Origin of the sequence: Virgibacillus alimentarius, assembly GCF_000709085.1 — a bacterium.
In the GTDB taxonomy this organism is placed as follows: Bacteria; Bacillota; Bacilli; order Bacillales; family Amphibacillaceae; genus Virgibacillus_B; species Virgibacillus_B alimentarius.
This window is the reverse complement of the sequence record NZ_JFBD01000021.1, coordinates 1-18,195: the sequence shown is the minus strand read 5'-3', so window position 1 is coordinate 18,195 and position 18,195 is coordinate 1. Positions and strand designations below refer to the sequence as shown.

Sequence of the window (18,195 nt, the reverse complement as noted above, 5' to 3'; positions counted from 1 at the left end):
AGGAAGGTGAAGGGCGTGGCTATGAAACGTAACAAAATATCGGTAATAGGCTCAGGATTCACTGGAACAACTACTGCATTAATGTTAGCACAAAAAGAACTTGGCGATGTCGTTTTAGTTGATATTCCAAATATGGAAGCACCTACAAAAGGTAAAGCTTTAGACATGTTGGAAGCAAGCCCAGTACAAGGGTTCGATGTAAATATTACAGGTACTTCAAATTACGAGGAAACAAAAGGCTCTGATTTAGTGATCATTACAGCTGGTATAGCACGTAAGCCTGGTATGAGCCGTGATGACCTGGTAAATACTAACGCAAAAATCATGAAAACTGTTGCCAAAGATATTGCTACATATGCACCTGACGCTTTTATCGTAGTCCTTTCAAATCCGGTTGATGCGATGACATATACCGCATTTAAGGAGTCTGGATTTCCAAAAGAGCGTGTAATTGGCCAATCTGGAGTCTTAGATACAGCGAGATTCCGAACGTTTATTGCTCAAGAATTAAACCTATCCGTAAAAGATATAACGGGATTTGTTCTAGGAGGCCATGGCGATGACATGGTGCCATTAATCCGTTATTCTTATGCTGGTGGAATTCCTTTAGAAAAATTAATTTCGAAAGACCGTTTGGATGAAATTGTTGAACGAACAAGGAAAGGCGGAGGAGAAATTGTCGGTTTATTAGGAAATGGCAGTGCCTACTATGCTCCTGCTGCATCATTAACAATTATGGCTGAAGCAATCCTAAAAGATCAACGCCGTGTTCTCCCTGCAATCGCATATTTAGAAGGGGAATATGGATATTCTGACATCTATTTAGGCGTTCCTGTTGTTCTTGGCGGAAACGGAATCGAAGAAATTATTGAATTAGACTTAACTGAGGAAGAAAAGAAAGCATTAGATAAATCAGCAGATTCTGTTAAACAGGTATTAAGTATATTAGATTAAAGTTAAATAGCTCTTTTTTACATCGAAGGAAGTGTAGAAAAGAGCTTTTTTATATGTATTTTTCCCAAAAAAGGCAAGAAATATGCTAGCTTCTTTGTAAATTCTTATTTACAATAATCTTTTCTTGTTCACAAGAATCATCATTCAATGTAAGATAAGGATAGTTACTCAGGGAAAGGAAGAGGTCATTGAAGCAAAAAGCATTAATTGTTGATGATGAAGTGTCGATTGTTACATTATTAAGCTTCAATTTAAAAAAGGCGGGCTTTGAAACGGATGTTGCTTATGATGGAGCAGAAGCTATGAAAAAAGTTGAGAAAAATGTGTATGATATTATATTACTGGATTTAATGTTACCAGAAATTGATGGGCTTGAAGTATGTAGACAGTTAAGAAAAAAGCAAATTGATACGCCCATTATTATGTTAACAGCGAGGAATGAAGAATTTAATAAAATATTAGGCTTAGAATTAGGTGCAGATGATTATTTAACGAAACCTTTTAGTCCAAAGGAAGTAGTTGCACGAATAAAAGCAATTTTACGGAGAACAAATAAATCCGCAATTAACGTTCACTCTACTATTCATATTGGTAACTTAATGATTGATCCAAACAGTTATGAGGTAAAACTAGCTGATAAAACGATTTTATTTACACGAAAAGAATTTGAACTATTATTACATCTTGCAAATCACTTGGGTAATGTCTTATCAAGGGATCAGTTATTAAGTGAAGTATGGAATTATGATTTTGCAGGTGATACGCGCATTGTAGATGTTCATATTAGTCGTCTGCGTGATAAAATTGAGCCGAATACTAAAAAACCAGTTTATATTAAAACAATTCGAGGACTTGGTTACAAAATGGAGGACCCAACCGCATGAAAGCATTATTTTCTAAATCATTAATTTTATATGCACTAGGAATATTGATAATCGAAGCTATTACAGGAGCTATATTGAGTCAGACGGTGGATAACCTGTTCGTTCTGATTTCGGTATTACTTATTGAGTACATAATCTTGCTTCTCATTTTACTCCACGTTTTTGATAAATATATCAAACCTATCAAAAAAGCAACGAAGACAGTTGACCAGTTGGTGCAGGGTAATTACCGAGCTAGGATACACCATCCAGTTAATGGGAGTATTGGGATTTTAAGTAATAAAATAAATTCTTTAGCTCGCAGTTTAAGTGAACTTTCAATACATGAACAACTTCAAGCTGAACAACTGTCAACAGTAATCGATAATACGGAAAGCGGTCTTGTCCTTATAGATGAAAAAGGGTTCATACACCTTGTAAACCGTAAGTTTATATCGATGTTTGGAAAAACCACAAAGGATTATGTAGGATATATATTATACGACGTTTTGGACAGTGAAAAAATTCACCAAGTTGTTCAGGAAACTTTCCTGTATGAAAAAAATGTTAAAGGATCGATTACCCATTATAAAGATTCAGAGAAAAGCTATTTGGAAATCGTTGGCGCCCCAATTTTTAATGAGAAAAACATGTTGAGGGGAGCAGTGCTTGTTATCTATGATATTACCGAACTGAAGAATCTTGAGCTAATGCGAAAAGACTTTGTAGCAAATGTTTCCCATGAGCTGAAAACACCAATAACTTCCATTAAAGGATTTACAGAAACATTAATGGACGGTGCCATGAATGAAGAACATTCAAATGAACAGTTTTTGGAAATAATTTATCAGGAAAGTAATCGATTGCAATTACTTGTTGAAGACTTACTAACACTTTCCAGCCTGGAAAGAGATGGACTTCAGTTAGTAATAACTGAAGTGGACTTGTCGTCTTTGGTGAAAGAAATTGTTCCAATGATCAGACATCAGGCAGAACAACATCAGATTGAATTTCATGCGAATGTAGAGGAAAACCTTTTCATTCAAGCAGATAAAGACAAAGTGAAACAAGTTATTTTAAACTTATTAAATAATGCCATTAGTTATACACCAGCTAAAGGAGAAATCACTTTGACGATTGAAGAGACAAAGGACTTTTTACAAATACAAGTAAGAGATACTGGAATCGGGATGAGTCTAGACGTACTCCCACGTATATTTGAACGTTTTTACCGAGTTGATAAGGCGCGTAGCCGTAATACTGGAGGAACAGGTTTAGGATTAGCAATTGTGAAACATATCATGGAAGTTCATGGCGGAAAAATCACAGTAAAAAGCGAATTAAATAAAGGCTCTCTTTTCTCGGTTTATTTTCCAAAACAAGTTTAACATCCTTTCATCGAAAGGATGTTTTGCTTTGGCTAAGGTGAATGTTCCGTTGAAACGATTCAATATTTTTATCTTTGCCAAGAATAGTGTAAAATATATGTATCATTTAAGAGATAGAAAAATTATTTTAAATACATAATTTGATAACGTTCTTTAGTTTAGGAGGAAGCTGGATGACGAATAAACTTGTTTTAATTGACGGAAACAGTATTATTTATCGTGCCTTTTTTGCGCTGCCATTATTAAATAATGATAAGGGGATTTATACGAATGCGGTATATGGCTTTACAACCATGCTGATGCGGATTTTGGAAGAAGAAAAACCAACACACATGCTGGTTGCGTTCGACGCAGGTAAAACAACATTTCGACACGAGCAGTATAAAGAGTATAAAGGTGGTCGGCAAAAAACTCCACCAGAATTATCAGAGCAGTTCCCTGTGTTGAAAGAAGTATTAAATGCATTTTCTATACCGCATTATCAAATTGAAAATTATGAGGCCGATGATATTATTGGAACACTTGCAACTCAGGGTCAAGAGCGCAACTGGGATGTCACTATTATCTCTGGTGATAAGGACTTACTGCAGCTTGTTTCTGATTCGGTTACCGTTAACTTGACAAAGAAGGGGATTAGTGAAGTAGAACAATTCACACCTACTCATATGGAAGAAACTATGAATATTTCTCCGCATCAAATTATTGATATGAAAGCATTAATGGGAGATAACTCAGATAATATACCTGGTGTTCCAGGGATTGGTCAGAAGACTGCAATTAAACTCTTAAAACAATATAAAACTTTAGAGGAAATATATGTGAACGTAAATAATATTAGCGGGAAAAAATTAAAAGAAAATCTTATCACTTACAAAGATAATGCAAAAATGAGCAAGGAACTTGTTACCATTAAGTGCGATTCTCCTGTAGAGGTCACTTTAGAAGATTTGCCTTATAAGGGTTTTGCAAAAAACAAAGTAACCTCTATCTTTAAAGATTTAGGTTTTCAATCGTTGCTAAGCAGGCTAGACCATCAACAATCTGACAATGAGGAAGACCACCATGAATTCAAAACAATTGATTTTACGATCGTTGACCATATAACAAAAGATTTATTTTCTGGCGAGGAAGCATTATATGTCGAAATGCTCACGGATAATTACCATCATGCTCCGATCGAAGGCATTGGTATTGTGAATGAAAAAATATCTATATTCATTCCAACGGATGTTGCCTTAAAATCGAACATATTTAAGCAGTGGGCAGAAGATAAAAGTATGACTAAATATGTTTTTGATGCGAAGAAGACTGTTGTTGCTTTATTAAATAAAGATATTCATTTAAGAGGAATTTCCTTTGATATGCTGCTTGCCTCCTATTTACTTAATCCTTCTGAGAATCACCATGATATTCCGGCAGTTGGACAACGCTATGGAAAGAAAGAAGTCTTATTTGATGAAGAAGTATATGGGAAAGGAGCTAAAATGAAAGTTCCGGAACAAAGTGTATTAGCTGAGCACATTGTGCGGAAAACTGCTATTTTATATTCATTAATTGATGAGATGAATAAACAATTAAAAGCTAATAAACAATACATGTTATTTAAAGAGTTAGAAATGCCTCTCGCTTTAATTTTAGGGAAAATGGAGCATTATGGCATTAAAGTGGATGTTGCACGCTTGCAAGAAATGGGGAGCGAATTAAGTTTTAGACTAGAAGAGATTGAGAAAGAGGTCTATGAATTAGCTGGTGAAGTGTTTAATTTAAACTCGCCGAAACAATTGGGGCCAATTCTTTTTGAAAAGCTTAACTTACCAGTTATTAAAAAAACAAAAACTGGTTATTCAACTGCTGCAGACGTTTTGGAAAAACTAGAGAATGAACATGAAATCATTCCAAAAATTCTTTTGTATCGCCAGCTAGGTAAACTCCAATCTACCTATATTGAGGGCTTGCTAAAAGTGGTAAATAAAAATACGAATAAAATTCATACACGTTTTAATCAAGCTTTAACTCAAACGGGAAGATTGAGTTCAATTGAACCGAACTTACAAAATATCCCAATTCGTTTAGAAGAAGGAAGGAAAATTCGACAAGCTTTTATCCCCTCCAAGAAGGGGTGGATCATATTTGCTGCTGATTATTCTCAAATTGAACTACGAGTATTAGCACATATAGCAAAGGATAAAAAGTTAATAGCAGCATTTAAAGATAATATTGATATACACACACAAACTGCAATGGATGTATTTCATGTAGATAAAGCAGATGTTACAAGTAATATGCGTAGGCAAGCGAAAGCGGTTAATTTTGGTATCGTATATGGCATTAGTGATTATGGACTCTCACAAAATTTGGGAATTTCACGCAAGGAGGCAAAACAATTCATTGATCGCTATTTTGATAGCTATCCAGGAGTTAAAACATATATGGAAGAAATTGTTCAGGAGGCAAAACATAAAGGTTATGTTAATACTTTAATGAATCGAAGACGTTACCTTCCTGATATTTCTAGCAGAAATTTTAACCGGCGCAGTTTTGCTGAAAGAACCGCGATGAATACACCAATTCAGGGTAGTGCAGCGGATATTATTAAAAAAGCAATGATCGATTTGCATGAGAAGCTAATCGATGAACAATTAAATGCACGTATGTTATTACAAGTACATGATGAATTAATCATCGAAGCACCAAAATCAGAACTTACTCAATTGAAAGAAATTGTACCAATGGTTATGGAAAATACAGTCAACCTGGATGTACCATTAAAAGCGGATTATGAGTATGGATATAGCTGGTTTGATGCAAAGTAAGGAGAAATAATATGCCAGAATTGCCAGAAGTCGAAACAATTAAAAACACATTAAAAAGATTTCTATTAAATAAAACAATAGAGAATGTATCCGTTTATTGGTCTAATATAATCAAACTGCCAGATGATATAGAAAAATTTAAATTCATGTTAACTGGACAAACATTTCAAAATATAACCCGTAAAGGGAAATTCCTACTATTTCACCTAGATGATTATATGTTGATCTCTCACTTAAGAATGGAAGGAAAATATAGTATTGATGATGCTTCAACACCTATAAAGAAACATACACATGTTATTTTTTCATTAAATAATAATGAAGAACTGCGTTATAATGATGTTCGCAAGTTTGGAACGATGCATGTTGTCAACAAAGGAGAAGAATTATTAAATAAACCATTAAATCAACTTGGTCCAGACCCTTTTGACAAAGATTTTACATTAACCTATTTCTATGAAAAATTGAATAAAACAGACCGTTTTATAAAAACAGTTTTACTTGACCAATCAATTGTAACTGGTTTAGGGAATATATACGTTGATGAAACATTGTTTAAAGCGGGTGTTCATCCCTTAAAAAAAGCTAGTAGATTATCTAAAAAGGAAATCAAAGGAATTCAAGATCAAGCAATTTTGACATTAAAGGAAGCTGTTGAACAAGGCGGAACAACGATAAAGTCCTATGTTAATGGACAAGGTGAAATGGGAATGTTTCAACAAAAATTATTTGTTTATGGCCAGGAAAACGAGCCATGTAAAAATTGTGGCAGACCAATTGTTAAGATGAAAGTTGGAGGTCGTGGAACGCACGTATGTATCGCTTGCCAGAAACAATAAAAAGGAGAAAACCATGGGACTAATTATAGGACTATCTGGAAGTATAGCCAGTGGTAAAAGCACAGTATCTTTAATGTTTGACGATTTTGATATACCAGTAATTGATGCCGATAAGCTTGCTCGGGAAGTAGTAGACCCTGGAGAAAAGGCATATGAAGCAATTATTCATAAGTTTGGTCCGGGTATACTTCGTGAGGATAAAACTTTAGACCGGAAGAAGTTGGGCGCTATTGTCTTTGCGGATGAGCAAAAAAGGCTGCAATTAAACGAAATAGTGCATCCTGCTATACGAGAAAAAATGCTAAAACACCGTGATGCTTATATTAAATCAGATGAAAAATGTGTCGTACTTGATATACCTTTACTTTTTGAAAATAAATTAACGAATTATGTTGATAAAACATTAGTGGTTTATGTAGATGAAAACGTACAACTAGAGCGTCTAATGGAGCGTGAAGGATTTTCAAAACAAGAAGCAAAGCAACGGATTCAAGCCCAGATTCCCAATAAAGAGAAGGCAAAGCTTGCTGACGCAATTATTGATAATAATGGAACAAAACATCATTCCTATGAACAGTTAGAAAAACTTTTACGTACATGGGGTGTAATATAAAAAGAACCACAATAACACAACAACGAAAAAAAGCTTAGATATTTGTATCTAAGCTTTTTAGTACAACAAAATAAACAAAATATTTAAATTACATAAAATCAATCACATTTTTATGTAAATGTGTTATACTAATTATGACAAATAACAAAACTGTGTAACATATATAGGAGGACAATAAATGAGTAAAACCCGAATTGCAATTAATGGATTTGGTCGGATTGGCCGAATGGTATTTCGTCAAGCTATTATAGATGATCAATTAGATGTAGTTGCTGTGAACGCCAGCTATCCTCCAGAAACACTTGCACACCTAATAAAATATGATAGTGTTCATGGTATTTTTGATGGAGAAGTGAAAGCGCTCGATCAAGCATTGGAAGTAAACGGAAAGACAATTACACTTGTGCAGGAAAGAGAACCTCAAAAGCTTCCGTGGAAAGAGCATAATATAGATGTTGTAGTTGAAGCAACTGGAAAATTTAATACAAAGAAAGATGCTGGCCTACATTTACAAGCAGGTGCAAAAAAGGTAGTCATTACAGCACCTGGAAAACAAGTTGACAAAACAATTGTAATGGGGGTTAACCAGGAAACTTATCAGCCTGAAGAAGATGATATTGTATCAAATGCATCTTGTACTACGAATTGTTTAGCCCCAGTGGTAAAGGTATTAGATGATAACTTTAATATTGTCAATGGTTTAATGACAACTGTTCATGCATTTACAAATGACCAAAAGAATTTAGACAATCCACATAAAGACTTACGTCGTGCAAGAGGATGTACACAATCAATTATTCCAACATCTACAGGGGCTGCAAAGGCACTAGGTGAAGTTTTACCTCATTTAAATGGGAAATTGCATGGGATGGCCTTACGTGTCCCAACGCCTAATGTTTCATTAGTGGATTTGGTTATTGATGTTGAAAAGGATGTAACAACGGATATGGTTAATGACGCATTGAAGCAAGCATCCAATAATGAATTACATGGAATTATCAAATATAGTGATGAACCGCTCGTATCCATTGATTACACAACTACGGATTATTCTGCAATCATAGATGGTTTATCTACACTTGTAATGGGAGATAATAAATTAAAAGTGTTAGCATGGTATGATAATGAGTGGGGTTATTCAAAGCGCGTAGTTGATTTAACGAAATATGTAGGAAGTTACCTACGTGAAAAAGTGAATATTTAAAAAGTATAAGTTTAGAAAATGATTGCTTTTCTTGGGTTTATTCAAGATTTGCAATCATTTTCTTATTAGTGGATTTAAATAAAACATGTTAAAATAAAAGATATATCTTTAAATAAAATAGTCCTTGTTTGAAAAAATATATACATAGTAATTTTCCTTATAAAAGGGGGGATAGCAGGTATGAAGTGTACAAATTGCCAGTTTAAGAGTACTAGAGTATTGGATTCGAGACCAATCGAAGAGGGACAATCCATTCGGAGACGAAGGGAATGTGAGCGATGTGGTTTTCGATTTACAACATTTGAACGGATTGAAGAAATACCATTAATCGTAGTAAAAAAAGACGGAGCCCGTCAGGAATTCAGCAGAGAAAAATTAGTTCGTGGTTTAATAAAGGCTTGTGAAAAACGTCCAGTTCCTATGGAAAAAATTGAGGCAATTGCCCTTGACGTAGAAAAAGAAGTACGTAATACTGGTTGTTCGGAAATAGATAGTAAAGATATAGGCGAAATGGTCATGAATCGTCTGTCTGATGTTGATGAAGTGGCCTATGTTCGTTTTGCCTCCGTTTATCGTCAATTTAAAGATCTGAGTGTGTTTTTAGATGAGCTAAAAGATTTAATTAATACTACAGATAACGGTAATACCTAATACCAATTGTTTTTTGAACGGTTTTACTTTTTAGTAGAGCTTAAAGGAAGGATTAATATTAAATGAATTATATAGGGAAAATTTTACCTGTTGATGGGTATTATGTTTTATTAAAAGGGAATCTTGCAATCGATTATACCAAATCGCTAACCCATTTATATCAACCTTTAATTGGCATGCAGGCTGTTATATTATATCAAACGTTATTACATGAAATAGAGCTTCAATCTAATGAAGAACCACAAACACATCATACATTAATGAATTATTTAAACATTCCATTGGATGCAATTTACCAAGCAAGACTTAGGCTAGAAGGTATTGGTTTGCTAAAAACGTATCAAACGGATAAAAATAAATATACGTATATTTTACAAAGCCCTTTTTCCCCACAAGAATTTTTTAGTGATGGAATGCTATCCGAGCTCTTATACCATCATGTTGGAGAGATGAAGTTTAGCCATCTTAAAAGGCACTATGCTCGCTGTCACATGCATGATTATGGGAAAAACATCACCGTATCGTTTGAAGATGTATATCAAACATTTTATCCATCTTTCGAAAGTAAAAAGCCGATAGCAGATAATCAAATAGAACAGTCTCCTAGAATAAGTAATATTGATTTTACTTGGATTGAACAAATGTTAAAGCAACGTATGATTCCTGTGAAAAAAATATTAACTAAAAGTAATAGAAAATTGATTTCACAGATGAGGCTTCTGTATGATTTAGCAACACATGAAATAGAAAAAGCTATTTTATGGGCACTTACAGATGAAAATATATTGGATCCCGAAGAATTCAAAGCAGCATGTCAAGATTTGTTTAAAACACAGCAAAATAATACAAAGATTCAATTAACAGATAAAGTTAGTAACCCGAATCAGCCAACAAATTTAAAAGCTGCTACGAAAGAAGAACAACTTATTTATGAATTAGAAACAATATCTCCTAAACAATTGTTAGAGGATCTTTCAAGTGGGAACCATGCTTCTATACAAGATATGCGAGCTATACAGGAAGTAATGACTACGCAAGGATTACCTGCACCAGTCATGAACGTACTCATTCATTATGTCTTACTTCAATCCAATATGAAACTTTCTAAAGCTTATTTAGAAAAAATAGCAAGTCATTGGTCACGTGCAAACTTAAAAAGTGCTAAGGAAGCGATGGCCTTTGCGAAAAGAGAAACCGAGAGATATCAAAAGTATTCAAAAACGAATAAGTTCAGAAATACAAAGTCTAAATCAAATGAAGTTATACCGGATTGGTTTAAGGAAAGAAAAAAGAAAGAAAAAGAAACATCAAAACGTAATGAAAAAACAAATCAGCAAGCAGTTAATGAGGAGAAAGAGAAAGAAGAACTTATGGAACTTCTACGAAAGCACTCTAGTAATAAACAAAATAATCATTTGCAAGGATGATTGATATGGAACCGATACAAGCTTCATTAAAAAAGTGGATGAAGAAAAATAAATCCTTTCAAGAACATTATACTAATATCAAAAGGGAAGTTTTAAAGGATCCTGAGGTTACGGAATTTCTTACATTAAACAAGGTAAATCAAAAAGAAATCGAAAAAAATTTAATGAAATTATATGAATATAAATCCCAATCCAAGCAATGTAATCATTGTTCATCCTTAAAGGGATGTATCAATATCCTCCCGGGATACTCTCCCATTTTACATGTGGAGAATGGGGAGCTTCGGCTTATTTATGAAAAGTGTCATCAAAACGTTCTATTTGAAAAACAAAAGAAGCAGCAGAACCTGATACAAAGCTTGTATATGCCTAAGGAAATTCTGCAGGCAACATACGACAAAATTGATGTAACACTTGATAGAAGTCAAGCTATTCGGGAAACAAGCCAATTCCTCGAACTTGCAAAAACAGAATTACCAGCAAAAGGACTGTATTTGACAGGTCCATTTGGAGTAGGGAAAACTTATTTCCTTGGAGCGGTTGCTAATAAACTAAAGGAACTAAATATTTCATCTATGTTAATTTATATGCCTGAGTTTGTTAGAGAGATTAAAACATCAATTCAAGATAATTCAATAAACGAAAAAATAGACTATTTTAAAAATACGGATGTCCTTATGTTTGATGATATTGGTGCGGAAACCCAATCAGCTTGGATCCGTGATGAAATTCTTGGCTCTATTTTACAATATCGAATGATGGAGCAATTACCAGTTTTCTTTACTTCAAACTACAATTTAAAACAGTTGGAACAGCATTTGGCAAATACAAATCGGGGTGGCGTAGAAGAAGTGAAAGCTGGGAGAGTAATTGAAAGAATTAAACAAGTAAGTAAAGAAGTAAGTTTAGACGGGGAAAACAGACGTGATAAATAAGAATTTTTATAGCTGGTATAAGAGGGAATAATCCTTTTATATCAGCTTTTTTATGGCATCTAGTCAATACTTTCTTAGAAAGATGATTAATTTTCAGTCATTTTTTAAGAGCCTCGTCCATATAATGTAACAGTTTGGTTGTGGATGAGGGTGATGTTGATTTGTTGGAAGTATATTTTGAATCGAATAAAGAAATTATAACATTTTGTGAGCATTTATTTCGTTATAACAAGAATACCGAGCTGTACTGGACAGTACATAAAGATTGGGGGAATCGATTACAATTCAATGATAAAATAGTTAATAACCAATCTATTGTTGCAATTGCAAAATCAATGGTAGATGTGCTGATTACACATCGATTGTCTGACATGATGAGAAATATTATCATGGAAAAGTATTATTTTAAAAACACGGATGAGATAGAACGTATTTTAGATTTAAGCCATTGGATTTTTACAGGAGAAGATGATGATTGCTTAAGGGTCAAAAATAATCAGGATCCTAGTCAAACACTTCATGCAGTATTTATGGAGAATATCAAAAACACGGAAACGGTTCATTATGATTCTATCGTTAATTTTCGTTTGAAATTTTTTAAAAAAGAATTAATCCATTATGTTGGCTTGGCCATTGAGGAATTTAAAAGGGAGGAGGACCATCAAGCATTTATCAATATGTTACGTGAATATATAGTAAAAAAAGAACCAGGGTATAGGGAGATTTATATTCTCCAAGGCAGTTCATTTTCTTTTTTTAAATCTAATGGCAAAAAATTTTCGACGCTGGAACTACGGGAAATTACCAGAAAAGAACCACTATATATTGTCGGTTTAGATATAGACGAATTAAATTTATCTCCATTAATAGCTATGGCTCCAGCAAAAATAAAAATTTATGGTGATTATCCTTCTGAACCAAAAACATCGACCGTTATGAATGTTTTTCAAGAAAAAGTGGAATTTGAACCAATTCGCAATTTTCCTTTTCCGCACCATGTAAAAAATTATTAGAGGTGCTTGCATTTAAAATCAGCTAAGGCTATAATATAAATTATAATTTCATGATAGTCATAAGTATTGATAAGGATAAGATTATTTGTTTTTAAGTATATATAAGAGAGGGGAGCTACCTGCTGAAAACTTCCTATATACATACAAATAATTACCACCTTTGAACTCTGTTATCGAAATTTGCAGTAGATAGCAGCGAATATTCTGCGTTAAAGATAATGAAGCCATTTCTTAGTTAGATAAGAACATGGAAAATAGGGTGGAACCACGTGATCAACGCTCGTCCCTTTGCATTTAATGCAGAGGGACGAGCTTTTTTAAATTATAGAAAGATTGCAAAAAGGAGTGTAAAGGTAAAAATGTCAAACATAACAATCACTTTCCCAGATGGAGCAAATAAAGAGTTTCCAATGGGAACAACCGGTGAAGAAATTGCAGAATCGATTTCTTCAGGCTTAAAAAAACAAGCTTTGGCAATAAAGTTAGATGGAGAACTTATTGATTTAAAAACACAACTATCACAGGATGGAAAAATAGAAATCATTACATATAAGAATGATGAAGGTATCGAAATTATGCGTCATTCTGCTGCCCACTTGATGGCCCAGGCAATTAAGCGCATATACAAAGATGTTAAATTTGGGGTAGGTCCGGTAATCGAAGAAGGGTTCTATTATGACATGGAAATGGATTATTCTTTAACACCTGAAGATTTGCCTAAAATTGAAAAAGAAATGCAGCGCATTATTGACGAAAATTTAGCAATTGAAAGAATCGAAGTATCCCGTCAGGAAGCAAGAGAAATGTTTAAAGAAATTGATGACAATTTAAAACTGGAATTAATTGATGCAATTCCTGAAAATGAACAAGTGTCCATTTATAAACAAGGTGAATTTTTTGATTTATGCCGAGGCGTTCATGTTCCTTCGACAAGTAAAATTAAAGCCTTTAAATTATTAAGTATCTCTGGGGCTTACTGGCGAGGAGATAGTAACAACCAGCAATTACAACGTATATATGGAACAGCTTTCGAAAAGAAAAGCCAAGTGAATGACTATTTAAAACTTTTAGAAGAACGAAAAGAACGTGACCACCGAAAACTCGGAAAAGAATTGGGGATTTTTACTATATCCCAAAAGGTTGGACAAGGCTTGCCGATGTGGCTGCCAAAAGGAGCTACTATACGGCGAATTATTGAACGATATATTGTGGATATAGAAGAAAAATTAGGTTATGACCATGTTTATACACCTGTACTGGGAAGTGTTGATTTATATAAAACGAGTGGACATTTAGATCATTATCATGATGATATGTTTCCTATCATGGAAATGGATAATGAAGAATTGATATTACGTCCCATGAACTGCCCGCATCATATGATGGTTTATAAAAATCAATTATATAGTTATCGTAGTTTGCCAGTTCGAATAGCAGAACTTGGTACAATGCACCGTTATGAAATGTCAGGAGCCTTAGCGGGATTACAGCGAGTGCGCGGGATGACATTAAATGATGCACATATTTTTGCGCGTCCGGATCAATTAAAAGACGAATTTATCCGTGTTGTAAAACTAATACAGAGGGTATATCAAGACTTTGGTATCAACGATTATTATTTCCGCTTATCGTATCGTGATCCAGAAGATAAGGAAAAATATATTGATAATGATGAAATGTGGGATAAAGCGCAAGCCATGTTGAAGGAAACAATGGAAGATATGCAGGTCGACTATGTTGAAGCATTTGGCGAAGCAGCTTTTTATGGTCCAAAATTAGATGTACAAGTAAAGACAGCTTTAGGCAAAGATGAAACATTATCAACCGTTCAACTAGATTATCAAGCAGCAGAAAAATTTGATCTCACTTATATAGGTGAAGATGGAAAAGAACATCGCCCTATTGTTATTCACCGCGGGGTTGTTTCAACGATGGAACGATTTGTAGCCTTTTTACTAGAAGAATATAAAGGAGCTTTTCCTACATGGCTGGCACCGGTACAAGCTAAAATTATCCCGGTTTCATCAGAAGCCCATTTAGATTATGCAAAGGGTGTTGCGGATACACTCCGATTACAAGGTGTAAGGGTTGCGGTTGATGAGCGGGATGAAAAAATTGGCTATAAAATTAGAGAAGCTCAAACACAAAAGATCCCATTCGCATTAGTTGTCGGAGACAATGAGATTGAGGATAATGCTGTCAATGTAAGAAGATATGGTGAAAAGAAATCTGAAACAGTGCCTTACAATGATTTTGAAGAATTGATGAAACAAGAAATTGAAGGTAAAACATTGCGAAAATAAAAACTTCAAGACTCACTCCATGCTTAAGGATTTTGGATGAGTCTATTGACATATGAAGAAAGGTGGAACGGTAAATGGATGGAAAGCGTTGGTTAGCGCTTGGTATAGCAGCTGGACTATTTGTCATCTCCATAGTTGTTCAACTATCGACCACAGCGGCCACTACAGATTTTCAAGATTTATTTAGTGAAGATGAGGTAGCTTTTAAAGAAACAGTTATTGATAAAGGAAAACAAGGAACTAGAAATAAAATTGCTGTCTTGAATTTAGAAGGCGTTATTCAAGATACTGGGTCTCATTCTATGTTCAATTCCCCTGGTTACGATCATAAACGTTTTTTAAAAATGGTTGATGAAGCCGGTAAGGATAGAAGTGTAGATGGAATTATTTTGCGTATCAATTCCCCGGGTGGTGGAGTCGTTGAGAGTGCAGAAATACATGAAAAAGTCACTAAAATTCAGGAAGAGACAGAAAAGCCTGTGTATGTATCCATGGGGAATACAGCTGCGTCAGGAGGTTATTATGTTGCTGCCCCGGCTGATAAAATCGTGGCTAATCCCGCAACATTAACCGGCTCTATAGGCGTCATTATGGAAAGTATTAATTTTGCTGAATTAGCCGATGAATATGGCATTGATTTTAACACAATTAAAAGTGGTGAATATAAAGATATAATGTCCTCTTCAAGGAAGATGAAAGATGAGGAAAAAGAAATATTACAAACCATGATTGACGAACTCTATGATGAGTTTGTCCAAGTTATAGTAGATGGACGTGGCATGCCAGAAAGTAAAGTTAGAAAGCTTGGTGACGGTCGAGTATATACAGGTAAACAAGCGAAAGAAAATAATTTAGTTGATGAATTAGGAACGTTAGAAGATACAGTAGCTTTAATGGAAGAGGATCATGATTTAAAAGGTGCAAGCGTTATTGAATATGAAACAAGCTATAATTTCAAGCAACTAATTGGGGCTTCCGCGCAAAGTATGTTTAAATCAGATGGTCGATTAAGCGGAATAATGGATCAAATTAGAAATTCCGATGGACCACGTGCTATGTATTTATATTCCAAGTGAGGGGGTGCCATTGTGAGTGATTACCAAAAAAATAATCATGTTGAAAGTGAGTCTGAATATAATCGGGGTACTGACGATAAAATTGAAAGTGAAAAAAAGCGCTATGCAGGTTTTTGGATGCGCTTCTGGGCTTATATAACTGACCTAATTGTTATTTTTAGCATTAATGGAATATTACTAAGTCCATTAAAGTTTGTTGGGGACGGCAGGATCGATATTGGGTTTTGGACTTTAAATGGTATCGTTAGTGTATTCGTTTTTTATATCTATTTTTTATTAATGACGAAAGTTTACGGACAAACGATTGGTAAAATGGTATTTGGACTTCGGGTTATTCGAATAGATGATAAAGACTTAAAGTGGAGTGATTTACTTTTTCGCGAAGTGATAGGAAGATTTATTTATAGGGCAATGGCCTTACTCTTTTTGTTATATGCTGTGGTAGCCTTTACCCCAGAGAAGCAAGGATTACATGATATTGTTGGGAATACTAGAGTAATACACAAAAATTAGGAAGGAACGGAGAAATAGATAGTTTATCTATTCTCCGTTTATTGACATGGGATTACACATTAATAAAATAAAAATTTGACAGTTCTTATAAGAAATGATATCCTTATGAAGTTGAATTGAATAGTAAAAGATCTGAGACAAGTAGAAGCACCCGCTTCTCACCTGATTGACGCAGTAAAATGCAGTCAACTGGTTCCAAACTTCTTAAAGATAAATGGAGACGTGTGGGTGCATATTGTACCGACACATTTTTGTCTGGAAACATGATGTATCCTTCTATGCTTAACATCATAGTCGCTTGTCAATAATAGATCGATAACTTTAAGAAACATGAAGCTTAAAGTAATGGTAGGAGAAAAAATTTGGAGGTGGCTGGATATTAGCAAAGAAATGAATGTCAATGAAAAAATTCGTGCTAAAGAAGTGCGTCTTATTGATTCGAATGGTGATCAGCTTGGGGTGAAATCACGTTCTGAAGCATTAGAAATCGCTCAGACGAGAAATTTAGATTTAGTTTTGGTTGCTCCAAATGCAAAACCACCAGTTTGTCGTGTAATGAACTACGGAAAATATCGTTACGAACAGCAAAAGAAAGAAAAGGAAGCTCGAAAAAAACAAAAAGTAATCAATGTAAAAGAGGTTCGTTTTACACCTGGAATTGGCGATCATGATTTTAATACCAAATTAAGAAATGCAAGAAAATTCCTTGGAAAAGGTGATAAAGTTAAAGCTTCCGTTCGATTCCGCGGTCGTGCGATTACACATAAGGGGTTAGGTCAAGAAGTATTAGACCGTTTAGCAGATGAAGTCAAAGACATTGCAACTATTGAATCCAAAGCAAAAATGGAAGGTCGTAATATGTTTATGATGCTAGCTCCTAACAGTGAAAAATAAATCATTCATCTTATGATAGAGTGTTCAAACATTACGAGGAGGAAATTTATATGCCTAAAATGAAAACTCATAAAGGTTCTCAAAAAAGATTTAGAAGAACAGGAACTGGTAAGTTGAAACGTTCGCATGCATATACAAGTCATTTGTTTGCAAATAAATCACAGAAGCAAAAACGTAAATTGCGTAAGTCAACTTTAGTTTCTGCTGGAGATTACAGACGGATTAAGAATATGCTTCCTAAATAAGAAGGATAGCAGCTAACGCTAAAAAAATGAAAATAATAAATTCGATTCATATCGGGAGGGAATTACTATGCCACGTGTAAAAGGTGGAATTGTAACGCGTCAACGTCGTAAACGCGTGCTTAAACTAGCAAAAGGTTATTATGGATCTAAACGCACTTTATTTAAAACAGCTAAACAACAAGTAATGAAATCAGGTCAGTATGCATATCGTGACCGTCGACAAAGAAAGCGTGATTTTCGCAAACTATGGATTACACGTATTAATGCAGCTGCACGTGCTAATGATCTATCTTATAGCAAAATGATGCATGGACTGAAACTAGCTGGCATTGAAGTAAACCGCAAAATGTTGTCGGAACTTGCAATTCATGATGAAGATGCATTTGCACAGTTAGCAGATAAAGCAAAAGCAGCACTACAATAATAAAAAAGCCAAATCCCAAAGGTGGATTTGGCTTTTTTTT

Annotated in this window: 17 protein-coding genes and 2 other annotated features; all 17 genes read left to right on the top strand. The window is 34.4% G+C overall.

Annotation, left to right across the window (positions count from 1 at the left end; all coding sequences use genetic code 11):
- Positions 1 to 15 precede the first annotated feature (15 nt).
- The 17 genes from mdh (at position 16) to rplT (ending at position 18,155) form a co-directional block, all read left to right on the top strand.
- A complete protein-coding gene (gene mdh / locus GZ63_RS0104555) occupies positions 16 to 954 on the top strand; it encodes a malate dehydrogenase (RefSeq protein ID WP_029267307.1) in 939 nt (312 codons plus the stop codon).
- Positions 955 to 1,142: 188 nt separating this feature from the next.
- Positions 1,143 to 1,838, top strand: coding sequence for a response regulator transcription factor (locus GZ63_RS0104550; protein WP_029267305.1), 696 nt, complete (start codon positions 1,143 to 1,145; stop codon positions 1,836 to 1,838).
- Positions 1,835 to 3,205: a two-component system histidine kinase PnpS gene (pnpS, locus tag GZ63_RS0104545; RefSeq protein WP_029267303.1), complete on the top strand. Its 1,371-nt coding sequence runs from the start codon at positions 1,835 to 1,837 to the stop codon at positions 3,203 to 3,205. Before GZ63_RS0104550 ends, pnpS begins: the two co-directional genes overlap by 4 nt.
- Positions 3,206 to 3,378: 173 nt before the next feature.
- The gene (gene polA / locus GZ63_RS0104540; RefSeq protein ID WP_029267301.1) at positions 3,379 to 6,018 is read left to right on the top strand and encodes a DNA polymerase I; all 2,640 of its coding nucleotides are present in this window, start codon (positions 3,379 to 3,381) and stop codon (positions 6,016 to 6,018) included.
- An 11-nt stretch (positions 6,019 to 6,029) separates the two neighbouring features.
- Positions 6,030 to 6,857: a DNA-formamidopyrimidine glycosylase gene (mutM, locus tag GZ63_RS0104535; protein WP_029267299.1), complete on the top strand. Its 828-nt coding sequence runs from the start codon at positions 6,030 to 6,032 to the stop codon at positions 6,855 to 6,857.
- A gap of 13 nt (positions 6,858 to 6,870) precedes the next feature.
- Complete coding sequence (gene coaE / locus GZ63_RS0104530; RefSeq protein ID WP_029267297.1) at positions 6,871 to 7,470, top strand: dephospho-CoA kinase; 600 nt, start codon at positions 6,871 to 6,873, stop codon at positions 7,468 to 7,470.
- A gap of 178 nt (positions 7,471 to 7,648) precedes the next feature.
- The gene (locus GZ63_RS0104525; RefSeq protein WP_029267296.1) at positions 7,649 to 8,674 is read left to right on the top strand and encodes a glyceraldehyde-3-phosphate dehydrogenase; all 1,026 of its coding nucleotides are present in this window, start codon (positions 7,649 to 7,651) and stop codon (positions 8,672 to 8,674) included.
- 180 nt (positions 8,675 to 8,854) lie between these two features.
- Positions 8,855 to 9,325: a transcriptional regulator NrdR gene (gene nrdR / locus GZ63_RS0104520; RefSeq protein WP_029267294.1), complete on the top strand. Its 471-nt coding sequence runs from the start codon at positions 8,855 to 8,857 to the stop codon at positions 9,323 to 9,325.
- Between the two features lie 62 nt (positions 9,326 to 9,387).
- On the top strand, positions 9,388 to 10,752 hold the full coding sequence (locus GZ63_RS0104515) for a replication initiation and membrane attachment family protein (RefSeq protein WP_029267291.1): 1,365 nt from the start codon (positions 9,388 to 9,390) through the stop codon (positions 10,750 to 10,752).
- A gap of 5 nt (positions 10,753 to 10,757) precedes the next feature.
- Entirely contained in the window at positions 10,758 to 11,687 is a 930-nt protein-coding gene (gene dnaI / locus GZ63_RS0104510) for a primosomal protein DnaI (protein ID WP_029267289.1), read from the top strand.
- Between the two features lie 161 nt (positions 11,688 to 11,848).
- Entirely contained in the window at positions 11,849 to 12,700 is an 852-nt protein-coding gene (gene ytxC, locus GZ63_RS0104505) for a putative sporulation protein YtxC (protein ID WP_029267287.1), read from the top strand.
- 57 nt (positions 12,701 to 12,757) lie between these two features.
- Positions 12,758 to 12,991, top strand: a binding site (T-box leader).
- Positions 12,992 to 13,059: 68 nt separating this feature from the next.
- On the top strand, positions 13,060 to 15,003 hold the full coding sequence (thrS, locus tag GZ63_RS0104495) for a threonine--tRNA ligase (protein WP_029267285.1): 1,944 nt from the start codon (positions 13,060 to 13,062) through the stop codon (positions 15,001 to 15,003).
- A 74-nt stretch (positions 15,004 to 15,077) separates the two neighbouring features.
- Positions 15,078 to 16,079: a signal peptide peptidase SppA gene (sppA, locus tag GZ63_RS0104490; protein WP_029267283.1), complete on the top strand. Its 1,002-nt coding sequence runs from the start codon at positions 15,078 to 15,080 to the stop codon at positions 16,077 to 16,079.
- 12 nt (positions 16,080 to 16,091) lie between these two features.
- Positions 16,092 to 16,592, top strand: a complete 501-nt coding sequence (locus GZ63_RS0104485) for an RDD family protein (protein WP_029267280.1) — start codon at positions 16,092 to 16,094, stop codon at positions 16,590 to 16,592.
- 133 nt (positions 16,593 to 16,725) lie between these two features.
- Positions 16,726 to 16,851, top strand: a sequence feature (ribosomal protein L20 leader region).
- Between the two features lie 131 nt (positions 16,852 to 16,982).
- Positions 16,983 to 17,486, top strand: coding sequence for a translation initiation factor IF-3 (gene infC / locus GZ63_RS0104480; protein WP_029267278.1), 504 nt, complete (start codon positions 16,983 to 16,985; stop codon positions 17,484 to 17,486).
- Between the two features lie 50 nt (positions 17,487 to 17,536).
- Complete coding sequence (rpmI, locus tag GZ63_RS0104475) at positions 17,537 to 17,731, top strand: 50S ribosomal protein L35 (RefSeq protein WP_029267276.1); 195 nt, start codon at positions 17,537 to 17,539, stop codon at positions 17,729 to 17,731.
- Positions 17,732 to 17,798: 67 nt separating this feature from the next.
- The gene (gene rplT, locus GZ63_RS0104470; protein ID WP_029267274.1) at positions 17,799 to 18,155 is read left to right on the top strand and encodes a 50S ribosomal protein L20; all 357 of its coding nucleotides are present in this window, start codon (positions 17,799 to 17,801) and stop codon (positions 18,153 to 18,155) included.
- Positions 18,156 to 18,195: the final 40 nt, after the last annotated feature.